General features: G+C 69.4%; 14 protein-coding genes. 8 read left to right on the forward strand and 6 right to left on the reverse strand.

The genetic code is table 11. The features are described from left to right. Positions 1–69 precede the first annotated feature (69 nt). Complete coding sequence (locus ACZYRS_RS21070) at positions 70–1,530, reverse strand: FAD-dependent oxidoreductase (RefSeq protein ID WP_463420815.1); 1,461 nt, start codon at positions 1,528–1,530, stop codon at positions 70–72. Positions 1,531–1,695: 165 nt separating this feature from the next. Between ACZYRS_RS21070 and ACZYRS_RS21075 the strand changes: the two genes are divergently transcribed. Both ACZYRS_RS21075 and ACZYRS_RS21080 read left to right on the forward strand, forming a co-directional pair. Beyond that, positions 1,696–2,691, forward strand: coding sequence for a Bug family tripartite tricarboxylate transporter substrate binding protein (locus tag ACZYRS_RS21075; protein ID WP_198784442.1), 996 nt, complete (start codon positions 1,696–1,698; stop codon positions 2,689–2,691). Next, positions 2,688–3,704: a Bug family tripartite tricarboxylate transporter substrate binding protein gene (locus tag ACZYRS_RS21080; protein WP_463420816.1), complete on the forward strand. Its 1,017-nt coding sequence runs from the start codon at positions 2,688–2,690 to the stop codon at positions 3,702–3,704. The genes ACZYRS_RS21075 and ACZYRS_RS21080 overlap by 4 nt, the downstream gene beginning before the upstream one ends. Positions 3,705–3,716: 12 nt before the next feature. On the opposite strand, the gene ACZYRS_RS21085 is transcribed toward ACZYRS_RS21080, so the two are convergent. Continuing rightward, positions 3,717–4,598, reverse strand: a complete 882-nt coding sequence (locus ACZYRS_RS21085; RefSeq protein WP_463420817.1) for an alpha/beta fold hydrolase — start codon at positions 4,596–4,598, stop codon at positions 3,717–3,719. Between the two features lie 164 nt (positions 4,599–4,762). Here ACZYRS_RS21085 and ACZYRS_RS21090 point away from each other — a divergent pair, with 164 nt between their 5' ends. After that, positions 4,763–6,907 (forward strand): prolyl oligopeptidase family serine peptidase, encoded by a 2,145-nt coding sequence (locus ACZYRS_RS21090; RefSeq protein WP_463420818.1) that lies wholly within the window; start codon positions 4,763–4,765, stop codon positions 6,905–6,907. A 49-nt stretch (positions 6,908–6,956) separates the two neighbouring features. Here the strand turns inward: ACZYRS_RS21090 and ACZYRS_RS21095 are convergent, their stop codons facing one another. Beyond that, positions 6,957–7,520: a cytochrome b gene (locus ACZYRS_RS21095; protein ID WP_463420819.1), complete on the reverse strand. Its 564-nt coding sequence runs from the start codon at positions 7,518–7,520 to the stop codon at positions 6,957–6,959. A gap of 161 nt (positions 7,521–7,681) precedes the next feature. On the opposite strand from ACZYRS_RS21095, the gene ACZYRS_RS21100 reads away from it, so the two are divergent. Continuing rightward, complete coding sequence (locus ACZYRS_RS21100) at positions 7,682–9,163, forward strand: glycosyltransferase family 2 protein (RefSeq protein ID WP_463420820.1); 1,482 nt, start codon at positions 7,682–7,684, stop codon at positions 9,161–9,163. A gap of 46 nt (positions 9,164–9,209) precedes the next feature. Here the strand turns inward: ACZYRS_RS21100 and ACZYRS_RS21105 are convergent, their stop codons facing one another. Next, a complete protein-coding gene (locus ACZYRS_RS21105; RefSeq protein WP_463420821.1) occupies positions 9,210–10,034 on the reverse strand; it encodes a DODA-type extradiol aromatic ring-opening family dioxygenase in 825 nt (274 codons plus the stop codon). A gap of 99 nt (positions 10,035–10,133) precedes the next feature. Here ACZYRS_RS21105 and ACZYRS_RS21110 point away from each other — a divergent pair, with 99 nt between their 5' ends. Continuing rightward, the gene (locus tag ACZYRS_RS21110) at positions 10,134–11,069 is read left to right on the forward strand and encodes a LysR family transcriptional regulator (RefSeq protein ID WP_463420822.1); all 936 of its coding nucleotides are present in this window, start codon (positions 10,134–10,136) and stop codon (positions 11,067–11,069) included. Positions 11,070–11,141: 72 nt separating this feature from the next. Further along, positions 11,142–12,998 carry an ABC transporter ATP-binding protein gene (locus ACZYRS_RS21115; protein WP_463420823.1) on the forward strand — a complete coding sequence of 619 codons (1,857 nt, stop codon included), beginning with the start codon at positions 11,142–11,144 and terminating at the stop codon, positions 12,996–12,998. Here ACZYRS_RS21115 and ACZYRS_RS21120 read toward each other — a convergent pair. Then, a complete protein-coding gene (locus ACZYRS_RS21120) occupies positions 12,995–13,687 on the reverse strand; it encodes a GNAT family N-acetyltransferase (protein ID WP_463420824.1) in 693 nt (230 codons plus the stop codon). The genes ACZYRS_RS21115 and ACZYRS_RS21120 overlap by 4 nt on opposite strands. A 70-nt stretch (positions 13,688–13,757) precedes the next feature. Between ACZYRS_RS21120 and ACZYRS_RS21125 the strand changes: the two genes are divergently transcribed. Next, complete coding sequence (locus ACZYRS_RS21125; RefSeq protein WP_463420825.1) at positions 13,758–14,720, forward strand: GlxA family transcriptional regulator; 963 nt, start codon at positions 13,758–13,760, stop codon at positions 14,718–14,720. Between the two features lie 32 nt (positions 14,721–14,752). Here ACZYRS_RS21125 and ACZYRS_RS21130 read toward each other — a convergent pair whose 3' ends face one another. Beyond that, a complete protein-coding gene (locus tag ACZYRS_RS21130) occupies positions 14,753–15,181 on the reverse strand; it encodes a VOC family protein (protein WP_198784900.1) in 429 nt (142 codons plus the stop codon). A 92-nt stretch (positions 15,182–15,273) separates the two neighbouring features. On the opposite strand from ACZYRS_RS21130, the gene ACZYRS_RS21135 reads away from it, so the two are divergent. Beyond that, positions 15,274–15,855: a TetR/AcrR family transcriptional regulator gene (locus ACZYRS_RS21135; protein WP_463420826.1), complete on the forward strand. Its 582-nt coding sequence runs from the start codon at positions 15,274–15,276 to the stop codon at positions 15,853–15,855. Positions 15,856–15,858 lie beyond the last annotated feature (3 nt).

Consider the following 15,858-nt stretch of genomic DNA (forward strand, 5'->3'; position numbering starts at 1 on the left):
TTGCAAGACTCTGCAATGTAGAGGCTCGCGAAAGGAGGTCGGCCGGGTTCATGGCGAAGAGAAGTGAGTTCAGACGCTGCCTTCGGCCGCGACGGATGCCGCGCCCTGCCCAACTCCGCCTTCGCCGCCGGTCCGCAGGTACACGCCCTGCGCCAGCAATTCGGACTGCAGCGCGCCGGTGTCCACGAAGCGCGGCGCAATGCCGCCGCGCGAGGCCAGCGCCGCCGCCACGCCCGCGGCCTGGCCGGTGATCCAGCACTGCGGAATCTCGCGCATGAAGCCGTGCGAATTGCGGTCGCACGAGATGTGGCGTCCGCAGGCCACGAGGCCGTCGAGTTGCTGCGGCACCAGCGCGCCGTAGGGGATGGAGATGTTCGGGAATTTCGGCGACACCGCGGGCGACACGCCGATCTCGTCCGCGAGCGCCACGCCGTCGGGCCACTGGCTGCGCAGCACCGCGCCCACGCCCGAGAGGCGCCGCGCATGGCGCACGCCGATCTGCGGCGCGCTCAGCATCAGGTACGCGTCCTCGAAGCCGGGCGCGTGGGCCTTGAAGTAGTCCAGGTGCGCGGCCATGGCGCGGTGCGAGCGCACTTCGACGGCCGTGAGGTCGTCCACGTCGAGCGCCGAGTAGCCCGACTGGCGCGGCCCCATGAAGAGCGCCACGTCGTTGCGCCACGAGACGAAAGGCCGCTCGAAGAGCCCCAGCTGTTCGCGCCCCCGCGCCATGAAGCCGGCGAAGGCCTCGGGCTGGCTGGCCTTGAATTCGATCCAGCGGTTCATGTCCACGCCGCCGAAGAGCCACGAGGTGTTCATGCAGTGGTGCACGTCGGCCTCTTCGATGTCGTTCACGTAGGCCGCGCCGGCGCGGGCGAACAGGTCGCCGTCGCCGGTGGCGTCCACCACCACGTCGGCCATGATGGCCATGCGGCCTTCCTTGCTCTCGAAGACCACGCCCTTCACGGCGCCGTCCTGCACGATCGGAATCGCGGCCCACGAGTGGTAGATGAGCTTGACCTTGCGCTCCAGCACGATCTCCTGCGAGAGCAGCTTCAGCCGCTCGGGGTCGATGGTGGGCGACCAGGTGACCACGCCGTGGTAGGCGGCGGTGCGCTGCGACCAGTGCGCGGCCTTGGCCACATCTTGCGAGCCCCAGTCCTCGCGCTGCGGGCCGGCGATGGCGTCGGCGGGCAGGCGATCGAACAGCTCTTCGGCAAAGCCGCGGATCACCAGCTTGCCTTCCCAGTCGGTCATGCGGTCGATCCAGATCACGAGGCCGCCGGTCGAGAGGCCTCCCAGGTGGTTGTAGCGCTCGAGCAGCGCCACGTCGGCGCCCGCGCGGGCCGCGGCTGCGGCGGCCGCGGTGCCCGACGGGCCGCCGCCGACCACCAGCACGCCGCAGCGGTGATAGACCGGAATGTTCTTGCCGGGCTCGGCCCAGCTGCCGTGGTCAGGGCGCTTGACGCGGCTGTCGCGGTCGAAGATGTCGGAGGACAGGATGCGCTCGTCGGTGCGGACGACAGTTTTCATGGATGGTTGTCTTGGATGGGCTGTTTCGTCGTATTTTGATTTCAATGTTCATTTTGTCAAACGCAAAAGGTCATAAAAGCCATTTCTTTGGGGTATTCCCTAGTTAATGTGGATTTTTATGATTTTCTAAATCAATATAAGAAGAACATTCCAACGGAGACATCGATGAAGACACCCAACGGCACCCGCCGTGCATTCGGCGCGGCCCTCGGCGCCGCGGCCTTGCTGGGCCTGGCGCCGCTCGCGTTCGCGCAGGACTTTCCGTCGCGCAGCAAACCGATCCGCATCGTCGTGGGCTTCACCGCCGGCGGCGGCACCGACGCGCAGGCGCGCATCGTGGCGCAGAAGCTCGGCGAGGTGCTGGGCACCAGCGTGATCGTGGACAACCGCCCCGGCGCGAGCACCATGCTCGCGGCCAACGAGGTGTCGCGCGCGCTGCCCGACGGCTACACGCTGCTGTACGCGCCCTCCTCCACGATGGCGCAGAACCCGCACACCTTCGCGCAGGTGCCCTACGACCCGTTCAAGGACTTCACCGCCATCTCGATGGGCGGGCGCGGGCCGCTGGTGCTGTCGGTCAGCACCACGGTGCCCGCCAACAACGTGAAGGAGCTCGTGGCCTACGTGAAGGCCAACCCCGGCAAGGTGAGCTACGCCTCGTTCGGCGCGGGCACCTCGTCGCACATCTACGGCGAGGCCTTCGTGAAGAAGACCGGCGTCGATGCGGTGCACATCCCCTACAAGGGCGGCTCCGACGCGGCGAAGGATTTGATCGGCGGGCGCGTGCAGTACATGTTCGACTCGGCCTCCTCGGCGGTCATCACCTCGGCCTCGGGCAAGGTGAAGATCCTGGCGATCGCGGCGAACGCGCGCATCCCGGCGCTGCCCGACGTGCCCACCTTCGCCGAGCAGGGCATCGCCGGCCTGGACCTGCCCAGCTGGCTCGGCTTCTACGGGCCGGCGCACATGCCGGCACCGGTGGTCGCCAAGCTCAACGCGGCGCTCACGCAGGTGCTGGCGATGCCGCAGGTGCGCGAGTTCTATCGCACGGGCGGCTACGAAGCGGGCGCGACAACGCCGGAAGAATTCGCCGGCATCACCCGCTCGACCTACGAGCGCTGGGGCGCGATGGTGCAGCAGGTAGGCTTGGCCAAGCAATGAGCGCTTCTTCTTTCTTCATCACCCGGCGCAGCGCGGCCGCATGGCTCGCGGTCGGCACGATCGGCGCGGTCGCCTTGCCGCTGTCTTCGCTCGCAGCCTCGCCCGCGGCCTTTCCCGAAAAGGGCCGCAACATCCGCATCGTGCTCGGCCTGGCGGCGGGCGGCGCCTCCGATTCGCAGGCGCGCTTCGTCGCCAACAAGCTCGGCGAGGTGCTGCAGACGCCGGTCATCGTGGAGAACCGGCCGGGCGCGAGCTTCATCCTCGCGACCGAAGAGGTGATCCGCGCGGCGCCCGACGGCTACACCTTCATGTACGCGCCCTCCTCTGTCGTCGCGCAGAACCCGCAGACGCTGGCGCAGGTGCGCTACGACCCGTTCAAGGACCTGACGCCCATCTCGCTCGGCGCGCGCGGGCCGCTGGTGCTCACGGTGCACGCGAGCGTGCCGGCGCGCAACGTGCAGGAATTGATCGCCTACATCAAGGCCAACCCCGGAAAGATGAGCTACGCCTCGTTCGGCACCGGCACCTCGTCGCACATCTACGGCGAGGCCTTCGCGCGGCAGGCGGGCCTGGACGTGGTGCACGTGCCCTACAAGGGCGGCGCCGATGCGGCGAAGGACTTTCTCGCGGGCCGCGTGCAGTACTACTTCGACGCGGCGCCCAACGCCATCCAGAACACGGCCACCGGCAAGGTGCGCATGCTGGCGGTGGCAGCGCCCAAGCGCAGCGCGATGCTGCCCGACGTGCCCACGATGACCGAGCAGGGCGTGAGCGGCGTCGACATGGCCAGCTGGCTCGGCTTCTACGGCCCGGCGCGCATGCCGGCGCCGGTGGTCGCCAAGCTCAATGCGGCGCTCTCGCAGGTGCTGGCGATGCCGGCCACGCGCGACTTCTTCCGCCAGGGCGCGTACGAAGCCGAATCGTCGACCCCCCAGCAGCTGGCCGACCTGACGCGCATGACCTACGACCAGTGGGCCGAGACCATCCGCAAGCTCGGCCTCACGAAGCAGTAGCTCGCGCGCAGTTCAGCCGAAGAACTTCACGAGCCGCGCGTTGGTCTCGGCGGCGCGCTCGTACTGCACCCAGTGCCCCGCGCCGTCGACCACCACGCCTTCGCGGTTCGGCCCCTCGCTTGCGAGCAGCGCCACCAGCGGGCGCGGATCGGCCGTGACGTCGTATTCGCCCCAGAGCAGCAGCGTCGGCACGCCCAGCGTGTCGATCGCCTTGCGAAGGCCGCCGGCCTGCGACACCTCCTTGCTGCGAAAGCGCGTGCCGTGGCACGAGATGTCGTGGATTTCGAAGGCCAGCGGGTCGACGGCCGTGGTGTCGTGCAGCATCAGCGCGCCCAGGTTGTGCAAGAGCGCGGCGCGCTCGGCCTCGCGGTCGGGGGCGGTGCGCCAGTTGATCATCTGCGCGGTCATGCGGCGCAGCGTGCCGTGGCCGCCGCTGCCCAAGAGCGCGAGCTTGCGCACCGCGCCGCGTTGCACCGCGAAGCGCGCGGCGGTGAGCCCGCCGAACGAGAAGCCACCCAGGTCGATGGGTGTGCCCGCGCCGACGAGCGCATCGAGCGTGCCGCCGAGGGCGTTCAGCAACGGCAGCAGCGAGTCTTCGCCGGGTGCCACGCGCGGCGGCGCATCGGAATCATGGAAACCCGGCATGTCGGGCAGGAGCAGCGTGCGTTCGGCCGACAAGGCCTCGGCATTGCGCAGCCAGTGCATCCAGCTGCCGTGGCCGCCGTGCAGCAGCACGATGGGCGGCTTGGTCGTGTCGGTGCCGAAGCGGCGCCAGCGCACGCGCACGCCGTCGTGCACGGGGTCGTGGTGGGTGGCGAGCGCGTCGATGCGCGCGATTTCGTTGCGCGCCGTGGACGCTTCAGGGGTGTCAGGGCTGTCGGGGGTCAGAGGCATCCCCCGATTTTGCCGCGCGGCCTTCCGCGCCGCAGCGGGCCGCCGGGATGCCCTGCATAGAATCCGCCGCAGCGCCCGCCGAACAGGTCGCCCGCCCTTCAACGAATAAAAAAGCAGAGAGGCCAACGGCCTGCCCCCGATGGGTGGCGCAGGCCGCCCCATCCATGACCCTGTTGAATCGCCGCCAGCTCGCGCTGCTCGCCCTGTCGCAGCCCCTCGTCCAACCGCTCGCCGCCTGGGCGCAGGACCCCACCGATCTTTCCACCGCACTCGAACAACCCGACGGCGCCGAGGCGCTGGCCTGGGTGCAGGCGCGCACGGCCGAGGCCCGGCAGCTGATCACCGGCCTGCCCGACTACACGCGCCGCTACGAGGACACGCTGTCGGCCGTGTCCGCGCGCGACAGCAACATCCAGTTCGTGCGCCCGCACCGCGGCCACCTCTACAACTTCTACAGCACGGCCAGCCAGCCGAGCGGCGTCTGGCGCCGCACCACGCTGGAGGAATACCGCAAGGAGCGGCCCTACTGGCAGGTGCTGATCGACCTGGACAAGCTCGGCCAGCAGGAGGGCCGCGCCTGGACCTTCTCCTCCTACGTGCTGAGCCCGAACGGCGAACGCGCGCTGGTCTACCTCTCGCCCGGCGGCGCGGACCGCACCGAGGTGCGCGAGTTCGACCTCGCCTCCCGGCAGTTCGTCGCGGCGGGCTTTCGCCTGCCGCTGGCCAAGCAGTGGGCCGACTGGTACGGCGACGACGAGGTGCTGGTGGCCACCGAATCCGCCGGCGGCGCGCTCAGCCGCAGCGGCTACCCGCTGACCATTCGCCGCTGGCGCCGCGGCAGCGCACTGGCCGAAGCGCCCGAGCTGGTGCGCGGCGAGGCGGCCGACATGAGCATGTCGATCGACACCCTCGACCCCAGGGACGGGCGGCCCGCCGCCGCGCTGGTCGGGCGGCGCCTGAGCTTCTTCCAGAACCGCTACCAGCTCTTGCAGGGCGACACGCTCTCGCCGCTGCTGGACCTCCCGCTCGATGCGACCACCTGGCTGAGCGAAGGCTGGCTGGTGCTCTGGCTGCGCAGCGACTTCGACGACGGCAGCGCGCGCCACCCCGCGGGCAGCGTGCTCGCCACGCCCATCGCCACTGCGACGCAGCCGCAGCGGCGCTTTCACGTGCTGCTGTCCACGGCACCGCGCCAGCGGCTGATCCGCTGGGAGCGCGTGCGCGACGGCTTCGCCATTGCATGGTCCGACAACCTGCAGCCGCGCCTCTTGTTCCTGCGCTGGACCGGCGAGACCTTCGAGCCGCGCGAAGTGGCGCTGCCGGACACCGGCGTGGTCGGCATCCGCGCCGACCGCTCCGACCAGAACGACCTGGTGTGGCTCACCACACAGGCGCCGCTCGTGCCGCAGACCTTCGGGCTGTTGGACGTCGCCGAGCCCCAGCCGTGGGCGCCGCTCAAGCGGCAGGCCACCTTCTTCGATGCCGCCGGCCTCCGGGTGCAGCGGCTGGAGGCGCGCTCGGCCGATGGAACGCTCATTCCCTACACGGTGATCGCGCCCGCCGCGCTGGCAACGGACGGCCAGGCGCCGACGCTGCTGTACGGGTACGGCGGCTTCGGCATCGCGCTCGAGCTGGACTACCAGCGCATGCCCGGCATCAACTGGCTGCGCTACGGCGGCGTCTACGTGCTGGCGCACATCCGCGGCGGCGGCGAGTTCGGCGCCAGCTGGTACGAGGCGGCGAAGGGCGCGCGCCGGCAGGCCGCGTTCGACGACTTCATCGCGGTCGCCGAAGACCTGGTGCGGCGCGGCATCACGCGCCCCCGGCGGCTGGGCATCTACGGCGCGAGCAACGGCGGCGCGCTGGTGTCGGCCGTGCTGGTGCAGCGGCCCGAGCTCTTCGGCGCCGCGGTCGCGCGCGTGCCGCTGACCGACATGCTCGAGTTCACGCGCTTCACCGCGGGGCCGTCGTGGATCGAGGAGTACGGCGACCCGGCGGTGGCGGCGGACCGCGCGGTGCTCGCGCGCTGGTCGCCGCTGCAGAACCTGAAGAACGCGAGCGGCGGCGTCGCCTATCCGCCCACACTCTTCATCGGCAACCGCAACGACGACCGCGTGCACCCGTCGCACGCGCGCAAGATGGTGGCGCGCATGCGGGCGCTGGGCCATGCACAGGCATGGCTGTACGAGGAAACCAGCGGCGGGCACCTCGGTCGTGCGACGCCGCAATTGCTCGCCACGCGCGAGGCGTTGCTGCACACCTTCCTCATGGGCATGCTGCAGCGCAGCCCGGCCGAGCCGGCCGCGTAGTCCGGTGTAGTCCGGCGTGTTCCGGCGTGTTCCGACCTTTGCGAGGCGGTCAGGGAAGCATCCGCTGGAGCTCGGCTTCGCCGTCGAAGAACTGGTGCTTCAGCGCGCCCAGCACGTGCAGGCCGAAGAGCACATACAGCACATAGCCGGCCCAGGTGTGCACGCCACCCAGCACCGTGTGCCAGCTTTCCTTCAAGGCCGGCTCGATGCCCGAGATCCAGCCGATGCGCGGCCACTCGAACAGGCCGAAGAGCTGCATCGGGTGTGTGGCCGCATCCTTCCAGGCCGAATCGTGCATCCAGCCCGACAGCGGCAGCAGGACCATCAGCAGGTAGAGGACACCGTGCGCCGCATGCGCGGCCGCGCGTTCGAGCCGCCCGTAGGAGCCGGGCATGGCCGGCGGCCGGTGCGTGGCGCGCCAGAGGATGCGAAGAATCACCAGCCCCAGCACCGTGATGCCGATGGACTTGTGGGTGTCGACGGCGGGCCGCACCCACTCGTCGGGGTAGTGGTCCACCAGCAGGATCAGCGCGATGTTGAGCGCCATGAGCAGCGCGATCGCCCAGTGCAGCACGATGGCGGTTCGGGTGTAGCGGTTTTCTTGTTGGGGCATGCGGGGAATTTTCAGGGCAGGACGCACTCAGTCTTCGGCACGCCCGATTGTCCCGGCATTGCGCCGGACCTTCCCGCCGCCTTGAAACCGCTGGTCGGGTTCTTGCGTACTCCGTTCGCCGCCGACCACCCTCGGCCTCGTCATTTTTTTGCGGCTTTGTCTTGAACGATTCACTCCAACGCGCCTTCGAGGCCGCATCGCCGCGGATTTCCCCGCCCGCCACGCCGCTGCGAAGCTGGCTGATCCATGGCGGTGTGCTCGTGCTCTGGGCACTGCTGTTCGCGATGGCGTTTCGCATCGGCAACGTGCGCGCCTGGTCGGTGGGCGTGGCCTATGTGCTTTACGACACCGTGCTGCTGCTGTTCGTGGGGTGGAAGACCTTGCCTATCCTGCGGTCGCTGCGGCCCATGCACCCGCCCGCTGCCGCTCCTGCCCCCGGAGGCGGCCCGCGGCGCACCACGCTGGGCGTGATTGTCGCCTCGCACAACGAGGCCGCGGTGCTGCCGGTCACGCTTGCTGCGCTGCTCGGGCAGGACGACCGGCCCGACCGCATCGTGATCGCGGACGACGGCTCCACCGACGCCACAGCAGAACTGCTCGCCGCGCGCTACGGCCTCACGGCGCCCGCGCCCGGCGCGTTGAGCGAGGCGAGCACGCTGCACCCCGGTCTTTACTGGCTGCGCCTGCCCCATGGCGGCAAGGCGGTGGCGCTCAATGCGGCGATGCTGTGCATCGACACCGACACCGTGCTCACCGTGGACGGCGACACGCTGCTGGACAAGGGCGCCATCGGCGCGGTGCGCCGCGCATTCGCCGCCGAACCGAACCTGGTGGCCGCCACCGGCGTCATCACCCCCGTGTGCAGCCGCACGCTGGCCGGGCGCTGCCTGCAGTGGTTCCAGACCTACGAATACATCCGCAACTTCCTCTCGCGCTATGCGTGGATGCGCGTCAACGGGCTGCTCCTGATCTCGGGCGCATTCGCGGGCTTCCGGCTCGAGGCGGTGCGCGCGGTGGGCGGCTTCGACACCGACTGCCTGGTGGAGGACTACGAGCTCATCCACCGGCTGCACCGCCATGCAGAAGCGCATGGTCTCGCGTGGACCGTGCGCGTGCTCGGCGACGCGCAGGCCCACACCGATGCGCCCAGCAGCACCGGCGCCTTCCTGCGGCAGCGTCGCCGCTGGTTCGGCGGCTTCCTGCAAACGCAGTACTGGTACCGCGCGATGGTGGGCGACCGGCGCTACGGATGGCTGGGCACGCTGATGCTGCCGGTGAAGGCCATCGACACGCTGCAGCCGCTCTACGGGCTGGCGGCCTTTGGGCTCTTGCTGATGTACCTGGTGCGCGGCGACTTCGGCGTGCTCGCGCCGGTGGCCGGAGTGATCGGCGCGAAGATCGTGCTCGACCTGGCCTTTCACCTGTGGTCGGTGCACCTGTACCGGCGCTGGATCGGCCGCCCCGGCGAAGCCCACATGGCGCACGCCTTGCTGGCCGCGCTGGTGGAGCCCTTCACCTTCCAGATCCTGCGGCACACCGGCGCCGCATGGGGCTGGTGGACCTTCCTGACCGGTCGCGGCACCTGGGGCAAGCAAACCCGCGTCGGGCTGGTCGATGCCGAGGGCGCCGGGCGCCGGCCTTGACCTGCGGCGCGCGCCGAAGCGACCCGGCGCGGGTTCCCGCAATGCCTCAGGCCGCGCCGAAGCGGTAGCTGGACACCACGAGCCCGCCCATGAAGGCGTCCTCGTGGTACACGCGCTCGCCGGCATCCGCCTCGGCCGCGCCGACCGCGACCATCAGCGGAATCAGGTGCTCCTCGCGCGGATGCGCCATGCGCGCGGCGGGCGCTGCTTCCCAGTTCTTCAGGTGCGCGGCGCGCTCGGCCGACGCGCCCTTCACCACCGCGGCGTCGAGCCAGTCGTCGAAGGCCTTCGAGACGCCATGCGCCTGCGGGCCGAAGTTGCGCAGGTTGTGATAGCTCAGGCCACTGCCGACGATCAGCACGTCTTCGTCCCGCAACGGCGCGAGCGCGCGGCCCAGTGCGAGGTGCTCGGCCGGATCGAGCCCGCGCCGCAGCGACAGCTGCACCACCGGCACGTCGGCCTTCGGATAGATCGCGGCCATCGGCGAGAACATGCCGTGGTCGTAGCCGCGCTCGGGATCGATCTGCACCGGCAGGCCGGCCGCCGCGATGAGCGACTGCACACGCTGCGCGAGTTCGGGCGAACCGGGCGCGTCGTAGCGCACCTCGTAGGTGTGGGGCGGGAAGCCGCCGTAGTCGTAGATCATGGGCGGTTTGGGGTTGCCCTGCACCGTGAAAGCCGGCGCCTCCCAATGCGCCGACACCATGAGGATGGCCTTGGGCGTGCGACCGATCTGGCGCGGCATATCGGCGAGCGAGGCGGCCAGTTGGTCGTAGGTGGGGCCCATCTCCTTCTTCATCCAGGGCCAGGGGCCGCCGCCGTGGGAGATGAAATACGTAGGGAGGCGGGAGGTGCGGTTGTCGTGGGTCAAGTCGATGCTCCTTCAAGCGTTGGATCGACTGTAGACATTTCCTCAAAGGAAATCGACCGGCTACGATGCATCGAATCATTTCTTTGGAGGAAACCATCGATGGACCGCATGACCAGCCTGCGCGTATTCCGCGAGGTCGTCGAAGCCGGCAGCTTCACGGCCGCGGCCGGGCGGCTTTCGATGTCGCCGCCCATGGCGAGCAAGCATGTGGCGCAGCTGGAGAAGTCGCTCGGCGCGCGCCTCTTGCACCGCTCCAGCCGCCACCTGAGCCTGACCGAAGCCGGAACGGCCTGGTACGAGCAGAGCCGCCGCGCGCTCGACCTGCTCGATGCGGCCGAGGCGGCGATCGGCCAGACCAGCGAGGCGCCGCGCGGCCAGCTCAAGGTGAGCGCGCCGGTGTGGTGTGCCACGCCGCGTTTCGCGCGCGTGCTCGCCGATTACCGCGAGCGCTTTCCCGAAGTGCTGGTCGACATGCACCTGGAGAACCGCAAGGTCGATCTCGCGGCCGATGGCTATGACCTCGCTTTGCGCGCCACGCAGGAGCCCTCGCCCGCGCTGATCGCGCGGCCGCTGTGCCGCGTGCCCTTTCACCTCGCGGGCACGCCCGATTACCTGAAGCGCATGGGCGGCTGCCCCGCGCTGCCCGCCGACCTGGCGCGGCTCGGCGCGATCGTGCCGAGCTACGTGAACCTGGACAACCTCGCGCTCAAGGGACCGGGCGGGCGGATGCTTCCGCTGCGCCTCACGCCGGCCATGCGCTCGGACGACACCACGCTCACGCTGCACGCGGTGCATGCGGGCATGGGCATCGCGTTCATGCCGCTGTGGCTCATCGACGAGGACCTCGCCGCGGCCCGGCTCGTGCGGCTGCTGCCGGAGTACGCGGCCGAGCCCGTCACGCTCTTCGCGGTGTACACCAGCCGGCAGTACATGGCGCCCAAGCTGCGTACTTTCATCGACTTCCTGGGCGAGCGGCTCGGCGCGCTGGAACCAAAGGCAACGCCGCCCGCCGTCGCGAAGCCTCGCAAGCGCTAGAACAACGCACCTTTTCAGGGCAAGGACTTGCGGGCGCGGCTACAGTCCAAGGCTCTCTGGGAGACCGTGTCCTTGTTCCGCTTCTTCGAAAAACTCCTCCACCCCTACCCCGCCGCCGAACCGCCCCTGCCGCCGCAAGGCTTCTTCGCCTTCCTGTGGGCCTGCACGCACGGCGTGCGCGGCAAGATCGCCGTCATGGCGGCGCTCACGGCCGTCATGTCGATCTTCGAGGCGGCCCTGTTCGCGATCCTCGGGCGCATCGTCGACTGGCTCGGCGGCCAGGTGCCCGCGCGGCTGTGGACCGAGCGCGGCGACATGCTGCTGTGGATGGCCGCGGTGCTGATGGTCAGCATCGGGGTGGTGGCGCTGCAGACCATCGTCAAGCACCAGACGCTGGCGGTGAACCTGCCGATGCGCCTGCGCTGGAACTTCCACCGGCTGATGCTGGGCCAGAGCATGGCCTTCTACTCGGACGAGTTCGCGGGCCGCATCACGGCCAAGGTGATGCAGACCGCGCTCGCGGTGCGCGACACCATCTTCGTGCTGGCCGACGTGCTGGTGGCCATGGGCGTGTACGTCGCGACCATGATCATCCTGGTGGGCCTGCTCGATGCGCAGCTGGTGTGGCCCTTCGTCATCTGGCTGGCGCTGTACATCGGCTCGCTCGTTTACTTCGTGCCCCGCCTGGGCAAGGTCGGCAAGGCGCAGGCCGATGCGCGCGCGCTCATGACCGGCCGCGTGACCGACGCCTACACCAACATCGCGACCGTCAAGCTCTTCTCGCACACGCAGCGCGAGGCGGGCTTCGCACGCGATGCGATGCGCGAATTCATGCACACGGGCTACGGCCAGATGCGCCTGGTGAGCGCGTTCGAAATCGTCAACCACACGCTGAGCATGGGCCTCACGGCCGGCATGGCGGGCACGGCTCTCTGGCTCTGGTCGCACGGCACGGTGGGCGTGGGCGCGGTGGCCGCGGCCACCGCGATGGCACTGCGGCTGCAGGGCATGTCGCACTGGATCATGTGGGAGATGACCAGCCTGTTCGAGAACATCGGCACGGTGCAGGACGGCATGAAGACGCTCTCGCGCCCGCGCACCGTACTCGACGCAACCGACGCCGGCGTGCTCGACGTGCCGCGCGGCGAAGTGCGCTTCGACCACGCGAGCTTCCGCTATGCGGACGCGGGCCGCCGCGTGATCGACGACCTGAACCTCACCGTGAAGCCCGGCGAGAAGATCGGCCTGGTCGGCCGCTCGGGCGCGGGCAAGTCCACGCTGGTGAACCTGCTGCTGCGTTTTCATGACCTGGAGAGCGGCCGCATCCTCATAGACGGGCAGGACATCGCGCATGTCACGCAGGACTCGCTGCGCAGCCACATCGGCATGGTCACGCAGGACACCTCGCTCATGCACCGCTCGGTGGCCGACAACATCGCCTACGGCCGGCCCGATGCGACGCATGCGCAGATCGAGGCCGCGGCCAAACGCGCCGAAGCGCACGACTTCATCCAGACGCTGGGCGATGCGAGCGGCCGGCGCGGCTACGAGGCGCACGTGGGCGAGCGCGGCGTGAAGCTCTCGGGCGGCCAGCGCCAGCGCGTGGCCATTGCGCGCGTGATGCTCAAGGACGCGCCGATCCTCCTGCTCGACGAAGCGACCAGCGCGCTCGACTCCGAAGTGGAGGCCGCGATCCAGCAGAGCCTCTACACGCTGATGGAAGGCAAGACCGTGATCGCTATCGCGCATCGGCTCTCGACCATCGCGGCGATGGACCGGCTGATCGTGCTCGACGAAGGCCGCGTGGTGGAAGAAGGCGACCACCGCACGCTGATGGCGCAGGGCGGCCTCTATGCGCGCCTGTGGGCGCACCAGAGCGGCGGGTTCCTGGGCGATTCGCTCGACGAAGACGAAGCGCTCAGGGCCTAGTCGAAACCCACCCGGTAGAGGTGAAACGTCTGCCGGGTCTGGAACCCCAGGCGTTCGTAGAGCCCGATGGCCGTCGCGTTGTCGTCGCGGACATGCAGGAAAGGTGTCTCGCCGCGCGCGCGTATCTCGCGGCGAAGGATGTTCATGAGGCGGCCCGCGATGCCCTTGCCGCGGTTCGCGTCGGTCACGCAGACCGCGCTGATCTCGGTGTAGCCGTCCAGGCGCATCCGCTCGCCTGCCATTGCGACGAGGCTCCCGCCTTCCCGGATGCCGATGTAGTTGCCCATCTCGTGCGTTCGCGGGCCGAAGGGGCCGGGCTTGGTCTCCAGGGCCAGTGCCAGCATCTCCGGCGCGTCGGCGGCGGCCAGCCGAAGCACGTCGTCCTGCGTCGCGCTCGCAGCCTCGGCGGTGTCCACCATCTGGCACACCGCGAACAGGCGCTCGGCGTGCACCCCTTCCACCGGCGGCAACGGCTCCACCGCCGTGAGCAGCACGTGCTCGCCCGGTGCGACGAGCAGGCCGAGCTGACGGAAGGCCTCGGGCGTCGTGTTCGCCACGCCGGCGAACGCGGCGACGTCCGGGTGGTAGCGGGCTGCCAGCGCTTCGCGCCGCCCCAGATGCGCCTGCTTCGTGGCGAGGGCGAACCATGGCGGGTTGTCGAGCCGGCTTTCATCGTGATGTTTCGTCATGCGCCCAGTTTAGGCAGCGGGGCCGCACTGGGCTACAGTCGCAAACGACATCTTTGGTGCGATTCACGACATGAAGCTTTGCATCCTCGCTCTCGACGGCGCGTTCGACACCGGCATCACTGCGCTGCTGGACACCTTCGCCACGGCGAACGAACTGGCCATGTTGCAAGGGGCAGCGTCACCGCCATTCGATGTGCGGCTCGTCGGCGTCAGAAGGCGCATCCGCACGGCCATGGGGTTCACCACGATGGTCGAGCCGGCGGGCGCGCTCGGGCGGCCCGACTGGGTGGTGGTGCCGGCGCTGAATGCCAAGCAGCCCGCGAGCCTCGTGGAAGCATTGGCGCGGCGCGACGTGTGCGAAGCCAAGGACCATCTTCGCGCCTGGCATGCGGAGGGCATCGGCATCGCCGCCGCCTGCATCGGCACCTTCCTGCTCGCGGACGCGGGGCTGCTGGACCACGGCGACGCGACCACGACCTGGTCGCTCGCGCCCCTCTTCCGCCAGCGCTATCCAGCAGTGAAGCTGGACGATTCGCGCATGGTCATCACATCGCGCGGGGTGGTGACGGCGGGCGCGATGATGGGCCACCTCGACCTGGCGCTCTGGCTGGTGCGGCAGGCCAGCCCCGAGCTGGCGGCGCGCGTGGCGCGGCTGATGCTGGTCGACAGCCGCTCGTCGCAGGCGCAGTACATCATTCCGGACTTCGTGGCCCATGCCGATCCGCTGATGGCGCGGTTCGAGCGCTGGTCGCGCGAGCACCTCGCGCAAGGGTTCTCGCTGCAGGCGTGCGCGGACGCATTGCACGTTCATCCGCGCACGCTGCAGCGCCGGATGGAAGCGGTGCTGGGCAAGTCGCCCCTCGCGTTCTTCCAGGACCTGCGGATCGAGCACGCCAAGCAGCTCGTGGCGTCCGGCGGCGACCTCGAGGCGATCGCGGCAGCGGTCGGCTATGCCGATGCCTCGACCTTGCGGAATCTCCTTCGCCGCAAGCTCGGCCGCGGCGTGCGGGAGCTTCGCGCGGAGATGAGGTAACGCGGTAGCGGCCGCCCTCTGTCCCCTCTGTATCAGGCCGGCAGCGCGCCGGCCTCGTACTGCGCCGCGAACTCCCCGCTCGGCGGGATCGGCTTGATGATGTCGATCAGCACCCCGTTCGGATCGCGCGTGATGAAGTGGCGCTGGCCGAAAGCCTCGTCGCGCAGCGGCAGCAGGATCGGCAGGCCCGCCGCCTTCAGCCGGTCGTGAACAGCATCGGGGTCGTCCACCTCGAAGTTCAGCAGCAGCCCGCCCACGACCTGGCCGCGCGCGGGCGCGGGAATGGTCTCGTGGCGGCCATCGAGCACGGCCAGGTTCACCGAAGGCTCGCCCTCCAGTTGCAGATGCACGTACCAGTCGCTGGTGAAGAGCGGCACGAAGCCGAAGTGCGATTGGTAGAAGGCGGCGGTGCCAGCCACGTCTTCGGTCATGACGACGGGGTAGTAGCTCGTGACTTTCATGGGCAGCATGGGACAGGTCCTTTCATAAAACATACAGTCTGTACGTAAGTTGAATATTAACCTACAGACAGCCTGCATGTAAATTACCTCCCATGGCCACCAACCGCGAACGCACCGAAACCACCCAGCTCGCACTGATCGAAGCCGCCCGCGCGCTCTTCGTCAGCAAGGGCTACGGCGACACCTCCACCCCCGAGATCGCGCAGGCCGCGGGCATCACGCGCGGCGCGCTGTACCACCACTTCGCGGACAAGCGCGACCTGTTCCGGCAGGTGCTCGCGCGCGAGGCGATGGCGGTGGCGGCCGACATCGAGGCCGCCACGCCCGAGCGGCTGGGCCCGCGCGAGGCGCTGCTCCAGGGCAGCGAGGCCTACCTGGACGCCATGACCGTGCCGGGCCGCACGCGGCTCCTGTTGGTCGACGGCCCGGCCGTGCTGGGCATGGCCGAGGCCATGGCGATCGACGATGCCAACGCGGCGCAGTCGTTGCGCGAGGGATTGAAACGCGCCGGCATGGGACGCGGCCAAGTCTCCGTCGATGCGCTGTCGCAGCTGCTGTCGGCCGCCTTCGACCGCGCCGCGCTGGAAATCGACGCGGGCGCCGATGCCAAAGAGGTTCGCGCCGCCATGCGCTGGCTGGTCGAACAGGCGCTGGGGCCCGTCAAGAAACGCTGACCC

Source organism: Variovorax sp. AC194 (genome assembly GCF_979257995.1).